This window comes from Clostridium lacusfryxellense, from assembly GCF_018861735.1.
Taxonomy (GTDB): domain Bacteria; phylum Bacillota; class Clostridia; order Clostridiales; family Clostridiaceae; genus Clostridium_AD; species Clostridium_AD lacusfryxellense.
In genome coordinates, this window is the sequence record NZ_JAHLEB010000020.1 from 35,600 (window position 1) to 52,518 (window position 16,919).

Annotated in this window: 13 protein-coding genes and 2 tRNA genes; 4 read left to right on the forward strand and 11 right to left on the reverse strand. The window is 30.2% G+C overall.

Annotation, left to right across the window (positions count from 1 at the left end; translation table 11 throughout):
- The first annotated feature begins 12 nt into the window (after positions 1-12).
- Complete coding sequence (locus KPL55_RS12855; RefSeq protein ID WP_216307136.1) at positions 13-1,149, forward strand: glycosyltransferase family 4 protein; 1,137 nt, start codon at positions 13-15, stop codon at positions 1,147-1,149.
- 111 nt (positions 1,150-1,260) lie between these two features.
- Positions 1,261-2,250, forward strand: a complete 990-nt coding sequence (locus KPL55_RS12860) for a GDP-mannose 4,6-dehydratase (protein WP_216307137.1) — start codon at positions 1,261-1,263, stop codon at positions 2,248-2,250.
- Between the two features lie 60 nt (positions 2,251-2,310).
- On the opposite strand, the gene KPL55_RS12865 is transcribed toward KPL55_RS12860, so the two are convergent.
- Entirely contained in the window at positions 2,311-3,618 is a 1,308-nt protein-coding gene (locus tag KPL55_RS12865) for a UDP-glucose dehydrogenase family protein (RefSeq protein WP_216307138.1), read from the reverse strand.
- A gap of 264 nt (positions 3,619-3,882) precedes the next feature.
- Between KPL55_RS12865 and KPL55_RS12870 the strand changes: the two genes are divergently transcribed.
- Positions 3,883-4,719 (forward strand): MBL fold metallo-hydrolase, encoded by an 837-nt coding sequence (locus KPL55_RS12870; RefSeq protein ID WP_216307139.1) that lies wholly within the window; start codon positions 3,883-3,885, stop codon positions 4,717-4,719.
- A 44-nt stretch (positions 4,720-4,763) separates the two neighbouring features.
- On the opposite strand, the gene KPL55_RS12875 is transcribed toward KPL55_RS12870, so the two are convergent.
- The 5 genes from KPL55_RS12875 to KPL55_RS12895 all read right to left on the reverse strand — a co-directional run bounded on the left by KPL55_RS12875 (position 4,764) and on the right by KPL55_RS12895 (position 10,606).
- Entirely contained in the window at positions 4,764-8,039 is a 3,276-nt protein-coding gene (locus KPL55_RS12875; RefSeq protein ID WP_246599465.1) for a DEAD/DEAH box helicase, read from the reverse strand.
- Between the two features lie 171 nt (positions 8,040-8,210).
- Positions 8,211-8,414, reverse strand: coding sequence for a cold-shock protein (locus tag KPL55_RS12880; protein ID WP_216307140.1), 204 nt, complete (start codon positions 8,412-8,414; stop codon positions 8,211-8,213).
- Positions 8,415-8,626: 212 nt separating this feature from the next.
- A tRNA-Gln gene (locus KPL55_RS12885) sits at positions 8,627-8,701 on the reverse strand.
- Positions 8,702-8,715: 14 nt separating this feature from the next.
- A tRNA-Glu gene (locus tag KPL55_RS12890) sits at positions 8,716-8,790 on the reverse strand.
- Positions 8,791-8,848: 58 nt separating this feature from the next.
- Positions 8,849-10,606 (reverse strand): helicase-related protein, encoded by a 1,758-nt coding sequence (locus KPL55_RS12895; protein WP_216307141.1) that lies wholly within the window; start codon positions 10,604-10,606, stop codon positions 8,849-8,851.
- 120 nt (positions 10,607-10,726) lie between these two features.
- On the opposite strand from KPL55_RS12895, the gene KPL55_RS12900 reads away from it, so the two are divergent.
- Positions 10,727-11,752 carry a patatin-like phospholipase family protein gene (locus KPL55_RS12900; protein WP_216307142.1) on the forward strand — a complete coding sequence of 342 codons (1,026 nt, stop codon included), beginning with the start codon at positions 10,727-10,729 and terminating at the stop codon, positions 11,750-11,752.
- Positions 11,753-11,854: 102 nt separating this feature from the next.
- On the opposite strand, the gene argH is transcribed toward KPL55_RS12900, so the two are convergent.
- The 5 genes from argH to KPL55_RS12925 all read right to left on the reverse strand — a co-directional run bounded on the left by argH (position 11,855) and on the right by KPL55_RS12925 (position 16,759).
- Positions 11,855-13,168: an argininosuccinate lyase gene (argH, locus tag KPL55_RS12905; RefSeq protein WP_216307143.1), complete on the reverse strand. Its 1,314-nt coding sequence runs from the start codon at positions 13,166-13,168 to the stop codon at positions 11,855-11,857.
- Between the two features lie 37 nt (positions 13,169-13,205).
- The gene (locus KPL55_RS12910) at positions 13,206-14,411 is read right to left on the reverse strand and encodes an argininosuccinate synthase (protein ID WP_216307144.1); all 1,206 of its coding nucleotides are present in this window, start codon (positions 14,409-14,411) and stop codon (positions 13,206-13,208) included.
- Positions 14,412-14,476: 65 nt separating this feature from the next.
- The gene (locus KPL55_RS12915) at positions 14,477-15,208 is read right to left on the reverse strand and encodes an amino acid ABC transporter ATP-binding protein (RefSeq protein ID WP_281418850.1); all 732 of its coding nucleotides are present in this window, start codon (positions 15,206-15,208) and stop codon (positions 14,477-14,479) included.
- Positions 15,209-15,223: 15 nt separating this feature from the next.
- Positions 15,224-15,871, reverse strand: a complete 648-nt coding sequence (locus KPL55_RS12920; RefSeq protein WP_216307145.1) for an amino acid ABC transporter permease — start codon at positions 15,869-15,871, stop codon at positions 15,224-15,226.
- Between the two features lie 96 nt (positions 15,872-15,967).
- Positions 15,968-16,759, reverse strand: coding sequence for an ABC transporter substrate-binding protein (locus tag KPL55_RS12925; protein ID WP_216307146.1), 792 nt, complete (start codon positions 16,757-16,759; stop codon positions 15,968-15,970).
- Between the last annotated feature and the right edge of the window lie 160 nt (positions 16,760-16,919).

Sequence of the window (16,919 nt, forward strand, 5' to 3'; positions counted from 1 at the left end):
AGGAGGTCCATTATGAAAATAGCAATAATTTGCACAGAGAAACTTGCATTTCCGCCAGTAAATGGTGGAGCTGTTCAAATGTATCTCGAAGGTGCCTTACCCATATTATCAAAGTTTCATGAAATAACAGTGTTTAGCATACAAGATCCTAAGCTACCAAACAGAGATTTATTAAGTGGTGTGAAATATATACGATTACCTTCAAGTACTACAGATGAGTACGTGCGTGGTGTCAAAAACTACCTTACAAATGATTTTAATTTAGTTCATGTATTTAACAGGCCTCGTTGGGTTCCATTTCTAAGTAAAGATTTAACTTGTTCCTTTAGTTTAAGTTTGCATAATGAAATGTTTCCAGTAAAAAAAATAAGTTCTTCCATGGCCAATGCATGTATTGATAGAGTTAGTTTTATAACAACAGTAAGTCAGTTTATTGCAAATGGGGTAAAAGAATTATATCCCTCAGCTGAAGGAAAACTTCACCCTGTTTATTCTGCAGTAGATTGTAATATATATAACCCAATTTGGCTTGGCGATAAGGATTCACAAAGAACGGATCTACGCGCAAAATATGGACTACAAAATTATAAAACGGTATTATATGTAGGCAGGTTAACACCTAAAAAAGGTACTCATATAGTCTTAGATGCAATGAATTCAATTATGATGTCTCACCCAAATACTGCTTTAATGATTATAGGGAGTAAGTGGTATGGTGGGAATCAACCAACTGATTATATTAGGTTATTAAAGAAATTTTCTGAGAATCTTATAGGCCCAGTCATATTTACAGGTTTCCTAAATCCTAGTGAAATTCCAAATTATTATAGTATAGGAGATATTTTCGTAAATATGTCGCAATGGAGAGAACCTTTAGCACGAGTTCACTACGAAGCTATGGCTGCAGGACTACCTATTATAACCACTAATCGTGGAGGTAATGCAGAAGTAATGGTGGAAGGCGTAAATGGCTTTATAATGAATGATTATGATAATCCAAGAGTTCTTGAGAAAAATATAGTTAGACTTCTAGATAATGAAGATTTAGCACTTACCATAGGCAAAAATGGAAGAAAATTAGCTTTAGAAAAGTATAGCTTTGAAAGACTAGCTGACGATTTATTAAAGCTTTTTGATTCTGTAAAATAATTTTGTTAATCACTTAGGTAAAAATCAAAAGTGAGTGAGTTATTTTTACACATTTAAAATCAACCACTCACTTTTTTTAAAATATTTTATTTAATCGGGAGGTGTATGTTCTTGAATACATTTTTAGTAACTGGAGGCGCAGGTTTCATTGGTTCAAACCTTTGCGATTATTTGTTGAAAAAGAATAAGATTATCATTATTGATAACTTTAATGAATTCTACGACCCAAATATAAAAAAAAATAATATTAATGCTATAAAAAAAACAATGAAAATCGGTAAAATCCCTTATGATAATCTAATAATAGAAGAAGGTGATTTGCGAGATATTAACTTTCTAACTAAAGTATTTACATCTAACCATATAGATGTTGTGGTTCATCTTGCCGCTATGGCGGGCGTTCGTCCATCTATTATAGACCCGTCATTGTATAACGATGTAAATATTTCTGGAACTATAAATTTATTAGATTTATGTAATAAGTTTGACGTTAATAGATTTATCTTTGCTTCCTCTTCTTCTGTATATGGAAATAATTTTAAACTTCCCTTCGCTGAATCAGATTCAGTAGATTTCCCAATATCACCTTATGCCGCTACTAAAAAGTCCGGTGAACTTATGTGTCATGTTTATAGCCACCTTTATGGAATAAATGTTGCCTGTTTAAGATTTTTCACTGTTTATGGTCCAAGACAAAGACCAGATCTTGCTATATATAAATTTACAAAACTCATATTTGATGGGAAAGAAATTTCTCTATATGGAGATGGTACAAGTCAGAGGGACTACACATATATAGAGGATATCGTTCAGGGAATAGCTAAGGCCATCACCTGGGCAAGTAAAGGCAATCACAAGTATGAGGTATTTAATCTAGGAAGATCTGATACCATTACTCTTAAATATATGTTGCAAAGATTAGAATATGAAATTGGACAAAAGGCTAATATTAAGTATTTACCAATGCAACCTGGGGATGTGACTATAACTTATGCTGATATATCTAAATCTAAGGACATTCTAGGTTATAATCCATTAACAAAATTTGATGATGGGATTTCTAAATTTATTAATTGGTTTAAAGATGTTACTTTACCCTAATTATACAAATGAGAAGGCTAGTACTATTTTTTCTAAAGTACTAGCCTATTAACTTTCTATTTAGCTTTTAATATTTCCTTTTCCTATAGAATAATATGCTTTAATTTTTGCTTGTATAATCTTTTTAGTGTCCAACATATTTCTTCCATCAATTATTACAGATTCCCTCATAAGTTCTTTTACTTTAAACAAATCAATGTTTAGAAATTCACTCCATTCTGTACAAATTATCATTGCATCAGTGCCCACTAAACATTCGTACGCATCATCACAATAAATTATATCTGGGAATATCTTTCTTATCTCCGGACTAGCCATAGGATCATATGCTTTTACTTTAACTTTAGCTTCTAATAACTTTTCAATTATATATAAGGAAGGAGCCTCCCTAATATCATCTGTATCTGGTTTAAATGTTAAGCCAAGTATAGCTACCATTTTACCTTCAAGCTCATTATAATGTTCACTTAATATACTTACGGGTAATACTCTTTGTTTTTCATTTACATCAACAGTACTTTTTACTATTTTAAGTTCACAGTTATAGTTTTCGGATATTTTAACTAAAGCTTTTGTGTCCTTAGGGAAGCACGATCCACCATATCCAATGCCTGCATTTAAAAATAGCGGTGATATTCTTTTATCAAGTCCTAGTGCATAAGCTATTACATCAATGTCTGCACCAACTTTATTACAAAGATTAGCTATTTCATTAATAAACGAAATTTTCACAGACAACAATGCATTAGATGTATATTTAATTAACTCTGCTGTTTCTGGGCTTGCAAAGACCATTTTTATTTTAAATGATTCATATAAATTTTTCATTATATCTTTTGCTTTTATTGAGTCACAACCTACAACTATTTTATCACCATTAAAAAAATCATCTATAGCTTTTCCTTCTCTTAAAAACTCTGGATTAGAAACTACATCAAAATATTCTCGTGGTACATTATTTTCAAGTAGTTTGCGTTTTATATATTTTTGAGTACCTACTGGCACTGTACTTTTAGTAACAACTACCTTATATTTATCAATATAAGGTGAAATTAAGTCTATCACTTGTTCTACTTGACTCACATCTACATCCCAATTTTCCTTCGTTGGTGTTCCAACTGCAATAAAGATTATGTCGGAAGACTTAATTGATAGTGCTAAATCATCAGTAAACAAAACACTATCCTTAATTAAAGATTCTTTTAATAATTCATCTAATCCCTCTTCAAAAATAGTTGGCACACCATTTTTTAGCAATCTTAATTTATTTGAATCCTTCTCAACGCATATTACTTTATTTTCTTTTTTACCGAAACATAATGCAGTTATAAGTCCTACATAACCAGCTCCAATAACGCATAAATTCATACCATCACATTCTCCTCTTTTATAGTGTCACAATTTTCATCATATACGTTTAATTGTTTTTAATAATTTTCATTAGTAAACTATAATTTCTGTTTAAATACTATTTTCCAGTATACAAATACTATATGAGGTTATTCATAAATTGGTGATAGTTCGTCCACTTTTCTAAATAAAAAAATAAACCATAAAAGTAAAGTAGTATATTATGTTATAATTCTTATATAAAAATTTTCTTAAAAATACATTAAAATAGTGAGGTATAAAATGATCTTTAGTAAATTAGTAAAAATTTTTGAGTATATGTATCATTTACATAATAGAAATTTTAAATTATATTTTAAACCTACTCTCGCACCACTTCATGAGTCTGTTGTTACAAACTCTATACATTGGGTAGGTCATGCCACTGTAGTGATTAATCTATTTGATAAGGTGATAGTAACTGACCCAGTAACTAGTTTGCATCTTGGTCAAATGAAAAGAATAGTAAAACCATCATTAAACTTAGCATCCATTAATATTGACTACATACTTCTATCCCATGGTCATATGGATCATATGAATTATTCTACTTTAATTAGATTAAATAAAAGTGCTTTAGTTATAACACCTAAAAATTTATACATTCCATTAAAAATTTTAGGATTTAAAAATATAATAGTTCTAAATAATGATGAAATGTATAGTGATGATTTCATAAAAATAAAATCATTAAAAGCAAACCATGATGGTAGACGTTATCCTTGGGGTGCTAAAGCTGACAGTAACTCTTACATAATTGAAAGAAACTTTAAAAAAGTTTTTTTTGCAGGTGACACTGCTTATACTGATATTTATAAAGAATTAAATGCAGATGTTGCTCTAATGCCTGTAGGTTGCTATAAACCTGATGAATACCAGGAAATGCATTGTTCACCTGAGCAAAGTTTTAAAATGTTTAAAATGACAAAATCCAAATTAATGATTCCAATTCATTATAAAACTTATATTTTAGCTCAAGATGAAGATGAGGTTACCATAGACACTTTAAAGAGAATAAATGACGGAAGCATAAAAATTATTGATATTGGTCAAACTGTAAAATTAGATGATTATGAATGAAAAAATAGCAGGCAAAGATAAATATATATCTTTGCCTGCTCCTATTAAACAAATAAATCTTCAATGTCATTGCGGCTCATCTGAGAGATCAATAATTCTGCTCCTGTTTCCTCATTAATAACACTTTGCGAAATTTCTTTTTTCTGTTGTTGTAGTTTAAATATTTTTTCTTCTATGGTTCCTCTCGCTATTAGTTTTATAACCTCAACTGTTTTTTTCTGTCCAATTCTATGAGCCCTATCTGTAGCTTGCTCTTCCACAGCTGGATTCCACCAAGGATCAAAATGTATTACCATATCTGCACCTGTAAGATTTATGCCCGTACCCCCTGCTTTTAAAGAAATTAAGAATACCTGTGATTCCCCTTGATTAAAATTTTTAACCATATCAACTCTTTTTTCAGCCTTAGTTGATCCATCTAGATACATATATTCTATGTCTTTCTCATCAAGTCTTATTGAAATGTTCTTTAATACCCTTGTAAATTGAGAAAATATTAATATCCTGTGGCCTTCTTCTAGGCTATTATCTAAAATCTCATCTAGAGCTTCCATTTTTCCACTACCTCCATTATAATTTTCAATGAAAGTCGAAGGGTCACAGCATATCTGTCTTAGCCTTGTTAATATTGATAATACTTTAAACTTGCTTTTATTGAAACCTTTTGCCTGAATATCCTCTTCAAGTTCTCCTTTTGCATCCTTTAAATATGCTAAATATACCTTTTTTTGTTGCTCTGTCATTTCTACTGAAATTCTATGTTCTATTTTAGATGGCAAATCTTTTGCGACCTCGACCTTTGTGCGCCTAAGTATAAATGGTTTTACATGATTATTTAGTTCTTTAAGTGCCTTCTCGTTTCCATCTTTCACAATTGGCGTTTCATATTTTTTTGAAAAAGCACTGTGATTTAACATATATCCAGGCATTATAAAATCAAAAATCGACCAAAGTTCAGTAAGAGAATTTTCAATTGGAGTCCCTGTAAGTGCGAATTTACATAAAGAATTTATACTTTTTACAGCATGAGAATTTTGTGAATTAAAATTTTTGATAAACTGTGCTTCATCTAAGAAACAATGCCTAAATTTTATTTTTTCATAATCTTCAAGGTCACGCCTAATAAGGGCATAAGAAGTAATAACTACATCGGATTCATTAATATTAAGTTTTTGCTGATCTCTTGTGTTTTTATTTCCTGATATTACTATGCAATTTAGCGTTGGTGCAAATTTCTCTATTTCATCCTTCCAATTATATACAACAGATGTAGGGCATATTACAAGGGAAGGTTGTTTGTTATCATTTACCTCAACTTCTGATTGAATAAACGCTATTGCTTGAAGTGTTTTACCAAGTCCCATCTCATCTGCAAGTATTCCTCCAAATCCACAACTAGATAGAGTTTTCAACCACTTAAATCCTATCTTTTGATAATCTCTCATTATTTTTTCTAAAGATTTAGGTACTTCGGCTTTAAACTCTACTACGTCTAGTGCAGTATTAACTAAGTCTTTAAATTTTTTATTTGTTCCCACAAAACCCATCTGTTCTCGTTTTAATTTTTCTTCTATGTATATGGCATTATATTTAGAAAGTAGAATCTTATTTTTTGAAATATCTTTATCCTTAATATTAAGATACTCCATCATTTGAGCCACTTTAATTATATTATTTGAATCTAATAATACAAAACTTCCATTTTTAAGTCTATGATATTTTCTTTTTTCTTTTAAGGATGCGAAGATACTACTAAGTTCAATATTATCTACACCCTCAATGCTAAAACTAAATTCTAAAAGATTATCTTTATTAAGTGTTATATTTGACTTATATCCAGAGCTACCATGTACCTTAATTTTTTTAAATTCTTCAGAATAATATACCTCTGCCATTTCCTGAAGCTTCTCTAGTCCAGAAATCAAAAACTTTAGAAGTTTATCTTCATCTATAATTTCAAAACCGCTATTTGTTCTGACAAATCCAAATTCATGAAACTGATTTATGATGTTCATTTCCGTGTCCAAGTCTCTTATAAGTGCTTTACCATCCTCTGCTTTATTTGCCGTACTATTAAAAGGATCTATTTCTATATCCCCATACTTAAAAGTTATTAATACCTCTACATTTTCAGATTTTTTTTCAAAATATACAATTGCCTGAAGCTCTTTTATATAAAATTGATCTTGCAACGTTGTATCAATGGCAACTTTTTTACTTATTTTATTTAAAGTAGGAAGCACAAATGAAGCTACATCATCTTTTTCCTCTTCATAAAATTCTATAAAACTATTTTTTTCTTCTTTGAATCTATTATAAAAAGGCAAATATGCATTCTTTTGATCAATAGGTAGTTCATATATTGTACCTTCATAAAAAAAGAATTGACCATCTAAACAAAGTGCAGTAGGCATATTCTGCTTTTGTTCTAGTATAAATTTATTATTTTCTCTATTAATTTGAAATTCTAGTGGCATTGGTTCCTTAGCTATACTCACATTATTATATGTTTCACCGTCTATCGCTACGGTAAGTTCTCTATTATATAAGCACCTAAATAATCTTTTAAGCATACTATCAGTAAAATAAGCTTTTTTACCAGATAGAAACCTTATTGCATTACCCCTGTATGTATCTGCAGCTCCAGCGACAACCTGTAGTTCACTTGTCTCCTTAAATAACTCAATGATGTCTAAATCCTCATCTCTAAACGAATGTACATAAGGATTGTATGTGAACTTTTTTCCGAATTCCATTGATTCAACACTTTTATTATAACAATTAAAAAATTCTTTTATATTTTTAACTACATAAAGTTTATCCTCACCAACTTTAAGACTAACAAAAGATTTTCTGCTATCATTATTAAGCTCATACTCATATTTTATATCTAAATTTAAATATATTTTTGCTCTTGGAGCGCTAGTTATATTATTAGTTATTTGTTTAATTAAATTATTGGTTTTAGCCATCTTCTTTTCTTTAATAATTTGATCTTTTTCATGATAAAATTTAAGTAAGGTAGCAACAACATGTTTACACATATTTCTCTGTCCATAATAACCAAAACCAAACTTATTACTACAATCACAACTATAATTCATAAAAAAATCAATATTATCAAAACTTACATCCACTTTATACAAAGTAAAATTTGAAGATTCCACAGTCGAAATTATATCAGTTTCTGTATAGTCTTCTCGCTCTTTTATTTCTACATCCATATTCTTAACTTTATTATTTAAATAATATTGTATTCCACTTTTATAAATAGCCTTGTTAGTTCTTTTACGTATAATATCTTCATCAATATCTATCAAAAATTTCACCCCATCGAGTTTTTCTAGTTGCAGTATCTTTATCTTATGATTATTTACCTTAACTATTATTATATACTATAATAACAATTGTTACAGATTAAAAAACACACCCAAAGTAATTGAGTGTGCCAAATTATATTCATTTATAATATGATAGAGCATAAATATATTTTAAAATTTTTGTACATTAGATGCTTGAGGTCCCTTTGGTGCCTTTACTACGTCAAATTGTACTTCTTCACCTTCATGCAAATCTTTTCTTGGTCCTTCTTCTTTTATTGCTAAATGGTGGACAAATACATCTTCACCATCTTGACCTGATATAAATCCATATCCTCTTTCTACATCATACCACTTTACTATACCTGTTTGCATATATTTACCTCCTTATCGCACTCTGAAATATATAATTTTTCAAAGTTTAGATATAGTATTCGCTATAAACAACTAACTAATACTTTTAATAAACATAAACTATAACATCGACAATAAAATTAATTTTTATACAATAAAAAAAGCAATCCCGACATATTAACTATATGCTAGAATTGCTTATATTTATTTTTTAATAATCATTTAAAAATGTTTGGCTAGGATGGCAGGATTCGAACCTGCGGATGCCAGAGTCAGAGTCTAGTGCCTTACCACTTGGCTACACCCCAATAGAACAAATTAATGGTGACTCCTAGGGGAATTGAACCCCTGATTCCACCGTGAGAGGGTGGTGTCTTAACCTCTTGACCAAGGAGCCTTATAGGTAGTACTTATTTGCACTACGAGATATAGTATACCTCGTAATGTAGTATAAGTCAAATGTTTTTTAAAATATTATTAATATCGTTACTAACCTTTCCCCTTTCATCATAAACCCAATCTACATCAAATTCTAATTTGAACTTTTTAGAAAATGAATAATACATATTTATCTTTTGATAATATATTTCCAAATCATCTAAATTACCTTTTAAATTTTCTGGTTTAAATAAACTCTTTTGTTTATAAACAAATAATTCTTCTACATTTTTTAAAAATGTCTCCATTAATTCTTCTCTCGATATGTCAAATGGTATTTTTAATAAATCCCATTGAACTTCTTGCTTTAACTTGTAATTTTTTATTCTATCTAAAATTATTATATAATCGTTAATATCCATCTTAGTATAATAGTATAATTTCTCTTCTCTTGTACTCCATAAAACTAATTTTTCAATTAACGGTAACCCTTTAATCTTTACTAAAACATCTGATGGTCCAATAACAGCTTTTTTTATTTCTTCATCCGTAACCTCTAATCTAGACTTAATGAAATCTTGAGTATTTCCAGCGCTAGCTACATACCCTACCTCGTATATACCTCTACGACCTGCACGTCCAGCAACTTGCTTTACCTCTTGGGATGTCAGTTCTCGTATTTCTTCACCATCAAACTTTTTTATACTCATAAAAATAATCCTTCTAATAGGTAAATTAACTCCCATACCAATTGCGTCAGTAGTTACTAAAACTTTCGCCACCTTATTTATAAATTGTTCATACTGCATTTTTCTAACTTCTGGTGGTAAATCCCCATATATTACGCTAGTTTTAATACCTATACTAGAATACCTCTGCGCTATCTCCAATACTCTCTTTTTAGAAAACACTACAATTGCATCGCCTTCTTGAATATCATTATAATTAAAATCTATGTTTTCAGCTTTTAATGGAATATTCCTTGTATATTCTTGTATATTATACTTATCCCCACAGTCATTTATAATTGTCTCAAGTATATTTTTTGCATTAGCAGCTCCGCATATATGAATTTCACCACATCTTAATCCGAGTAATGCCTTACTCCATGCCATTCCCCTATGCTGATCTTTAATCATTTGAATCTCATCAATTACAGCTATATCATAATATTCCTTTAAATTAACCTTTTCTATTGTACACGAAGTATGCGACGAACCAATATTTAATATTTCTTCCTCTCCAGTTAATAGATCACATATTATTCCCTCATTATTCAATTTTTCAAAATTCTCTAAAGCAAGAATTCTCAGGGGTGCCAAATATACACCCTTTTGTGCTTTTTTTAGACGTTCTACAGCATTATATGTTTTACCGGTATTCGTATCACCTAAATGAATATAAATCATTCTATCCATACTTCTAGCCTCTACATACTCATCCTTAGGGTTATCCGGAAAATTTTCCTCAAACTCCTTAATAACTAATTCAGGTATATGTTGCTTTGTAAGTAATATCATGAACCCATAATTTAAAAAAGCATCATAATTTCCTCTTAAAACATGATAAAACTCATAATCAGTAGCATTCCTATTGTTATAATCCTCTAGCATTATTTTCGATATATCTTCTAACAATTCCCCATATTTATCATATACATTTTTAAAATCCTTGAATCCTTCATTTTCCATCTCTTTAATTTTTTTCAACTTTTTTCTTATTGCTGTTTCATGTTCAATAAGAGCTCCTGGCTTTGAATGATGAACTATCTCTTCAATCTGGCTAATCTGACTCTTTAATTTTTTAAATTCTCTTTGAGATACATTTTTTTTCATATCTTATCCTCCAACTAATCTTTTAATTATATATAAACATTGTACAATTAAAATTATTTACTAAATATATGTCATGAAAATATCTTTATTCATATATTACTCATAAAGGGGTGATTTTATATGTTTAATTATAATAAATTAGCAGATATCGTGTTTGAAGGTGGTGGGATTAAGGGAATCGGACTTGTAGGTGCTTTAAAAACATTTGAATTAAAAGGGTATAACTTTAAAAATATCTGTGGAAATTCTGCTGGCTCCATTGTAGCTGCACTTCTTGCAGTAGGCTACGACGCTAATGAGATAAAGAAATTAATGTTTAGTCTAGACTACACAAAAATTTGTGATAAAAATAGGTTTAATATACCGTTATTCTCTAATACTCGAAATTTACTTTTTAAAAAGGGTATTTATAAAGGAGATTATATAAAAAACTGGATTGATGATGCTCTATCTTATAAGCTTAAGAGTAGGAACAAAAAAAAAGTGACCTTTGGAGATTTAATAATTCCAAATGAAAAGGGTATCCTTTTAAAAAGCAACAAATATAAGAGAAAATATAAACTTCACATTATAGCAACGGACATAACTAGCGGAAAAATGTTAATTCTTCCTGAAGACATCGAGGAATTTGGGATGAATCCTGATGATCTCGAGGTAAGTCTGGCGATTAGAATGAGTATATCTATTCCCTATTTTTTTCAACCAGTAACCTTAAATAATATAAACACTAATAAAAAATCTCTCATTGTTGATGGTGGAGTTTTAAGCAATTACCCCGTTTGGATTTTTGATAACGATATCCCTCACTGGCCAACTATCGGTCTTAAACTAGGAGGAAACAAAGAATTACGAGAACATAAAATTACAAATATATTGAATTTCACCAGTTCTATAATTGAGACAATGCTTGAAGCACAGGATGATATTCATATAAGAGAAATGGATTTTCTTCGTACAGTAAAAATTGATACCCTTGATATTAAAACCACAGATTTTAATATATCTATAAAAAAAATTACTGATTTATATAACTCTGGTGAAAAGTGCGCGCGTGAATTTCTTGATAGTTGGGATAAAAACTATAAAAGACATCAAATGCTCAGAGGAAATTCATTTAATAGCGATAGAATTTCTAACTTTATATAAAATAGTTTATATTATTTGCATAAAAACAAAACGCATATCAGGTATAATTCGCCTGATATGCGTTTTGTTTTAAGAGTTATTTCACAATAAATTAGGTGCTATTTACATTTCCTTTTTTATACCCCTACTTAAAGTGTTCTCATAGTCTATAAATTCATATACATCCTCATTAAACAGTTCACTAAAGCCCTTAAGTTCTACTAAGGTTAAATCCTCTATGGCAGTATGTTTTTTCTCACAGTGAATAACAATAGTACCTATAACTGCATGTGCATCTCTAAATGCCATTCCATTTTTCACAAGGTAATCTGCAGCTTCTGTAGCATTTAAAAATCCTCTTTTAACTGCAGCTCGCATATTATCTTTTTTTACTTTTAAAGATCTTAACATTTCATTCATAACCTTTATGCAGCTTAAAACTGTGTCAACTGCGTCAAAAAAGGGTTCTTTATCTTCTTGCATATCTTTATTATAAGCAAGTGGTATTCCCTTCATAGTAGTAAGAAGGCCCATTAAGTCTCCGTATACTCTTCCAGTTTTCCCTCTTATTAATTCTGCAGCATCTGGATTTCTTTTCTGTGGCATTATGCTACTACCAGTAGAAAATTGATCGCTAATTTCAATAAAATCAAACTCTTTTGTACTCCATAAAATAAATTCTTCACTTAATCTACTTAAATGCATCATTATTATAGAAAAACCTGATAGTAGTTCTAATAAGTAATCTCTATCACTTACACCATCCATAAAATTATCAACAGGTTTTTTAAACCCTAGTTCTGTAGTTGTAAATCCTCTATCAGTATCATAAGTTGTTCCAGCAAGTGCACAACATCCAAGAGGGTTTTCATCCATAATTTCGCTAGCACTCAAAAGCCTTTTCTTATCACGACTAAGCATATTGTAATATGCCATTATATGTTGCTTAAATGTAACTACCTGGGCTCTTTGCATATGTGTATATCCTGGCATAATAAATGCATTGTCATTTCCTAATTTAATAATAGTATTTAAAATATCATCTAAATTATCAATAACCTCGCCAGCCTTACGTTTTGAATATAACCTCATATCAACTGCAACTTGATCATTTCTACTCCTCGCTGTATGAAGTTTTTTACCTACATCACCCACTAGTTTTGTAAGTTGTATCTCCATAAAACTGTGTATATCTTCATAGTCGCCTTCAATTATAAGTTTACCTTCTTGAATATCTGATAAAATAGAATTTAGACCATTAACAATAGTTATACTTTCATCATTTGTTAAAATACTACATTTAGAAAGCATTTTAACATGAGCAATACTACCAATAATATCTTCATAATATAACCTTTTATCAAAGCTTAGAGAACTATTAAAGTCCTCCATAAGCTTACTTTCTTTATCAATAAATCTTCCACCCCAAAGTTTCATATTAACACCTGCTTTACTTTCTGTATATTTTGTAATTTTATTTGAAATTATTTAAATGTTTATAAGCTTTAATTTTACTTGGTAATGAGAATAAGTTAATAAACCCTTCTGCATCCTTATGATCATATAATACACTTGCTCCAAATGAAGATATACTTGCATCGTATAGTGCATTAGGTGATTCTTTACTCGCTACCATAATATTTCCTTTATATAGTTTCAATGTAACTGATCCTGTAACAGTTTCTTGAGTCGCATCTACAAATGCATCAAGAGCTTCTCTCATTGTAGTAAACCAAAGTCCATCATAAACTAATTCTCCATATTTCTGTGATATTGAATATTTAAAGTGAAGTGTATCTTTATCTATAGTGATTTCCTCTAGTTCCTTATGAGCTGCATAAAGAACAGTACCACCAGGTGTTTCATATATTCCTCTTGATTTCATTCCAACAAGTCTATTCTCTACTAAATCAACTACACCTATACCATTTTCTCCACCAATTTTATTTAATATCTTAACGATATCTATTGGTTCAAGTTCAACTCCGTTAACTTTTGTAGCAATACCCTTTTCAAAATATATATCTACAAGAGTAGGTTCATCTGGAGCTTGTTCTGGAGGTGTAACCATTAGGTACATTTCTCTTTTGTGATCATTTTTAAAATCTTCAATATCTCCGCCTTCATGACTTGCATGCCATAAATTTTGATCAACTGAATATATTTTTTCTTTAGTAACAGTTATTTCTATTCCTCTAGCATTAGCATAATCTATAGCATCTTCTCTTGATTGTATATCCCAGATTCTCCAAGGAGCAATGATCTTAATAGATGGATCAATAGCTGCTATTGCAACTTCAAATCTAACCTGATCATTTCCTTTACCAGTACATCCGTGGCATATATATTTTGCCCCTTCTTTATGTGCAATTTCCACAAGTTTTTTAGCAATTAATGGTCTTGCATAAGCTGTACCTAATAAATACTTTCCTTCATATGTAGCATTTGCTTTAACACCTTTAAATACATAATCTTTGATGAATTCAGCTGTTAGGTTCTCAATATATATTTTAACTGCGCCAGAACTCATAGCCTTTTTCTCTATTGCCGTCATATCATCTTCTTGTCCAACATTAATACACGCTGCTACAACATCCATATCATAGTTTTCCTTAAGCCAAGCTATTATAATAGAAGTATCTAATCCTCCTGAATATGCTAAAACTACTTTTTCTTTCATTTTAATTTCCCCTTTCAAATTTGTTTTATTTTACTTTAGTTATTATTAATTAAATTGCTTTTACCCTAAAATATCTTATTCAAGAATTCCTTAGTCCGCTTTTCTTTAGGATTTTCAAAAAATTCTTGAGGTGTTCCCTCTTCTACTATTTTTCCACCATCCATGAAAATCACTCTGTCTGCTACTTCCTTTGCAAATCCCATTTCATGAGTTACAACTACCATTGTCATACCTTCTCTTGCAAGATCTTTCATTACTCCTAAAACTTCTCCAACTAGTTCTGGATCTAAAGAAGATGTGGGTTCATCAAATAACATTATATCTGGCCTCATAGCTAGTGACCTTGCTATAGCTACTCTTTGCTTTTGTCCACCTGATAACTTTGACGGGTAATCATCAACCTTTTCACTTAGACCTACCTTCTCAATAATTATCTCAGCTCTCTTTAATACTTCTTCTCTATTTTCATGTTTAACTGTAATTGGAGCCTCAATAACATTTTGCATTACCGTCATATGATGGAATAGATTAAAGTTTTGAAATACCATTCCTACTTTTTCAATTGTAGTTCGCATATGCTTTTTGTTTTTAGCGTCAAGTTTTTCTCCTTCAATGAAAACCTCTCCCATATTAGGCACCTCAAGGTGATTTAGACACCTTAAGAATGTACTCTTTCCCGAACCCGAAGGCCCAATTATAACTAGTACCTCTCCCTTTTTAACAGTTACATTTAAATCTTCAAATACTGTTAGGCTACCAAATCTTTTAGTTAAATTTTTAGTTTCTATCATATACATTCTGAATCACCTCTGCTAATATACTGACAGTTTTTTTTCATAATATGAAAAAACTGTAGTGAAAATTGTTGTCATTAAAAGATACAAACATCCTGCTATAAAAAAAGCTTCCATTGGTCTAAAGGTTGATGCAGATAGAATTTGTGCTTTTCTCATAACTTCCGACATAGTAATGGTTGATACTAATGATGTGTCCTTAAGCATTGTTATAAACTCATTACCAACTGACGGAATTATTATTTTAAAGGTTTGGGGTAGTACAACTCTTTTCATAGTATCAAAATATGTGAAACCTAATGACTTGCAGGCTTCAAACTGACCTCTATCTACTGAAAGTATTCCACCTCTTATTATCTCTGCCATATATGCTCCTGAATTTAAACTAAGGCCTATTATTGCAGTTTGAAAAGGTGAAAGCAGTATACCTACAAATGGTAACACGTAATACAAAGCAATTAATTGAAGAAGCATTGGTGTTCCCCTGAATATCCAGGTGTAAAATCCCGCTAAACCAACCATCAATTTATTTTTAGATAATTTCAGTAATGCTGTAACTATCCCTATTAAAGTTCCGAGTACTACTGATATTATAGTTAGTTCAATTGTAAGTAAACTTCCTTGTAATAACACAGGAAACATTTCTTTTAAAATACCTATATCCATTCTTGTCCTCCTAGTTATTCTCTGTGATAGATAGTAATTAATTATTAATTACTATCTATCTAATATTCTTATAGTCCAAATAACAATTATTAATATCTATTTCTTATATGCGTCAAATCCGAACCATTTTTGAGAAAGCTTAGAAAGGGTTCCATCGGCTTTTAGTTCATCAATAGCTTTTTGAACAGCTACTTGCAATTCCTTATCTTGTTTTTTAAATCCAATTCCAATAGGTTCTTGACTAATTTGTTCATCTAAAACCTTATATTCACCCGGCTTCTTAGCTACATAATATTGGCCAACTTGTGCATCCAGAACTACTGCATCTACTCTTCCAATTGATAAGTCCTGATACGCATCTGTAATTTTGTCATACTTTTTGACTTCCTTTAGACCCTTCATCGCTGTTGCTGCTGTATCTCCTGTAGAACCTAGCTGACAAGCTACTGTTTTACCTTTTAAATCATCTATTTTATTTATTTTCGTATTTCCTTGTTTTATAATAGCAACTTGACCACCCATTACATAAGAATCTGAAAAATTTATACTTTTCTTTCTATCATCTGTAATACTCATAGCTGAAATTATAACATTAAATTTTGATGACCCAAGAGCTAAAACCATTCCATTAAAATCATTAGTAATATATTCTGACTTCACACCCATTTTTTTCGCTACTGCATCTCCCAAATCTATATCAAACCCAACTAACTTATCGTTTGAATCTCTAAATTCCATTGGAGGATAAGAATCGTCTAATCCTATTGTTAATTTACCCGCCTTTTGAACTGCTTGAAGTGAATTAGAACTTTCTGTTTTTTTGCCACACCCTACAAATAATACACCTGCCATAGTAATAGTTAATATAATTGCCACACTTTTTTTCAATTTAACCGCTCCCCCTTAATGATATAATAAGCTTATGAATATTTATACATTTATATGCATATTATAAAACTTTTTTTAATATTTTTGATTATTTTATTTACTTGCTTTTATTATTGGTTTAACTGGCTTTCTTTAATCTATTATATATTACTTTTTATAA

What these genes read in the sequence shown, in the direction of transcription:
- KPL55_RS12855 (WP_216307136.1), top strand. Translation starts at nt 13, where the DNA reads ATGAAAATAGCAATAATTTGCACAGAGAAACTTGCATTTCCGCCAGTA.
- KPL55_RS12865 (WP_216307138.1), bottom strand. Translation starts at nt 3,618, where the DNA reads ATGAATTTATGCGTTATTGGAGCTGGTTATGTAGGACTTATAACTGCA.
- KPL55_RS12870 (WP_216307139.1), top strand. Translation starts at nt 3,883, where the DNA reads ATGATCTTTAGTAAATTAGTAAAAATTTTTGAGTATATGTATCATTTA.
- KPL55_RS12880 (WP_216307140.1), bottom strand. Translation starts at nt 8,414, where the DNA reads ATGCAAACAGGTATAGTAAAGTGGTATGATGTAGAAAGAGGATATGGA.
- KPL55_RS12895 (WP_216307141.1), bottom strand. Translation starts at nt 10,606, where the DNA reads ATGAAAAAAAATGTATCTCAAAGAGAATTTAAAAAATTAAAGAGTCAG.
- KPL55_RS12900 (WP_216307142.1), top strand. Translation starts at nt 10,727, where the DNA reads ATGTTTAATTATAATAAATTAGCAGATATCGTGTTTGAAGGTGGTGGG.
- argH (WP_216307143.1), bottom strand. Translation starts at nt 13,168, where the DNA reads ATGAAACTTTGGGGTGGAAGATTTATTGATAAAGAAAGTAAGCTTATG.
- KPL55_RS12910 (WP_216307144.1), bottom strand. Translation starts at nt 14,411, where the DNA reads ATGAAAGAAAAAGTAGTTTTAGCATATTCAGGAGGATTAGATACTTCT.
- KPL55_RS12915 (WP_281418850.1), bottom strand. Translation starts at nt 15,208, where the DNA reads ATGTATATGATAGAAACTAAAAATTTAACTAAAAGATTTGGTAGCCTA.
- KPL55_RS12920 (WP_216307145.1), bottom strand. Translation starts at nt 15,871, where the DNA reads ATGGATATAGGTATTTTAAAAGAAATGTTTCCTGTGTTATTACAAGGA.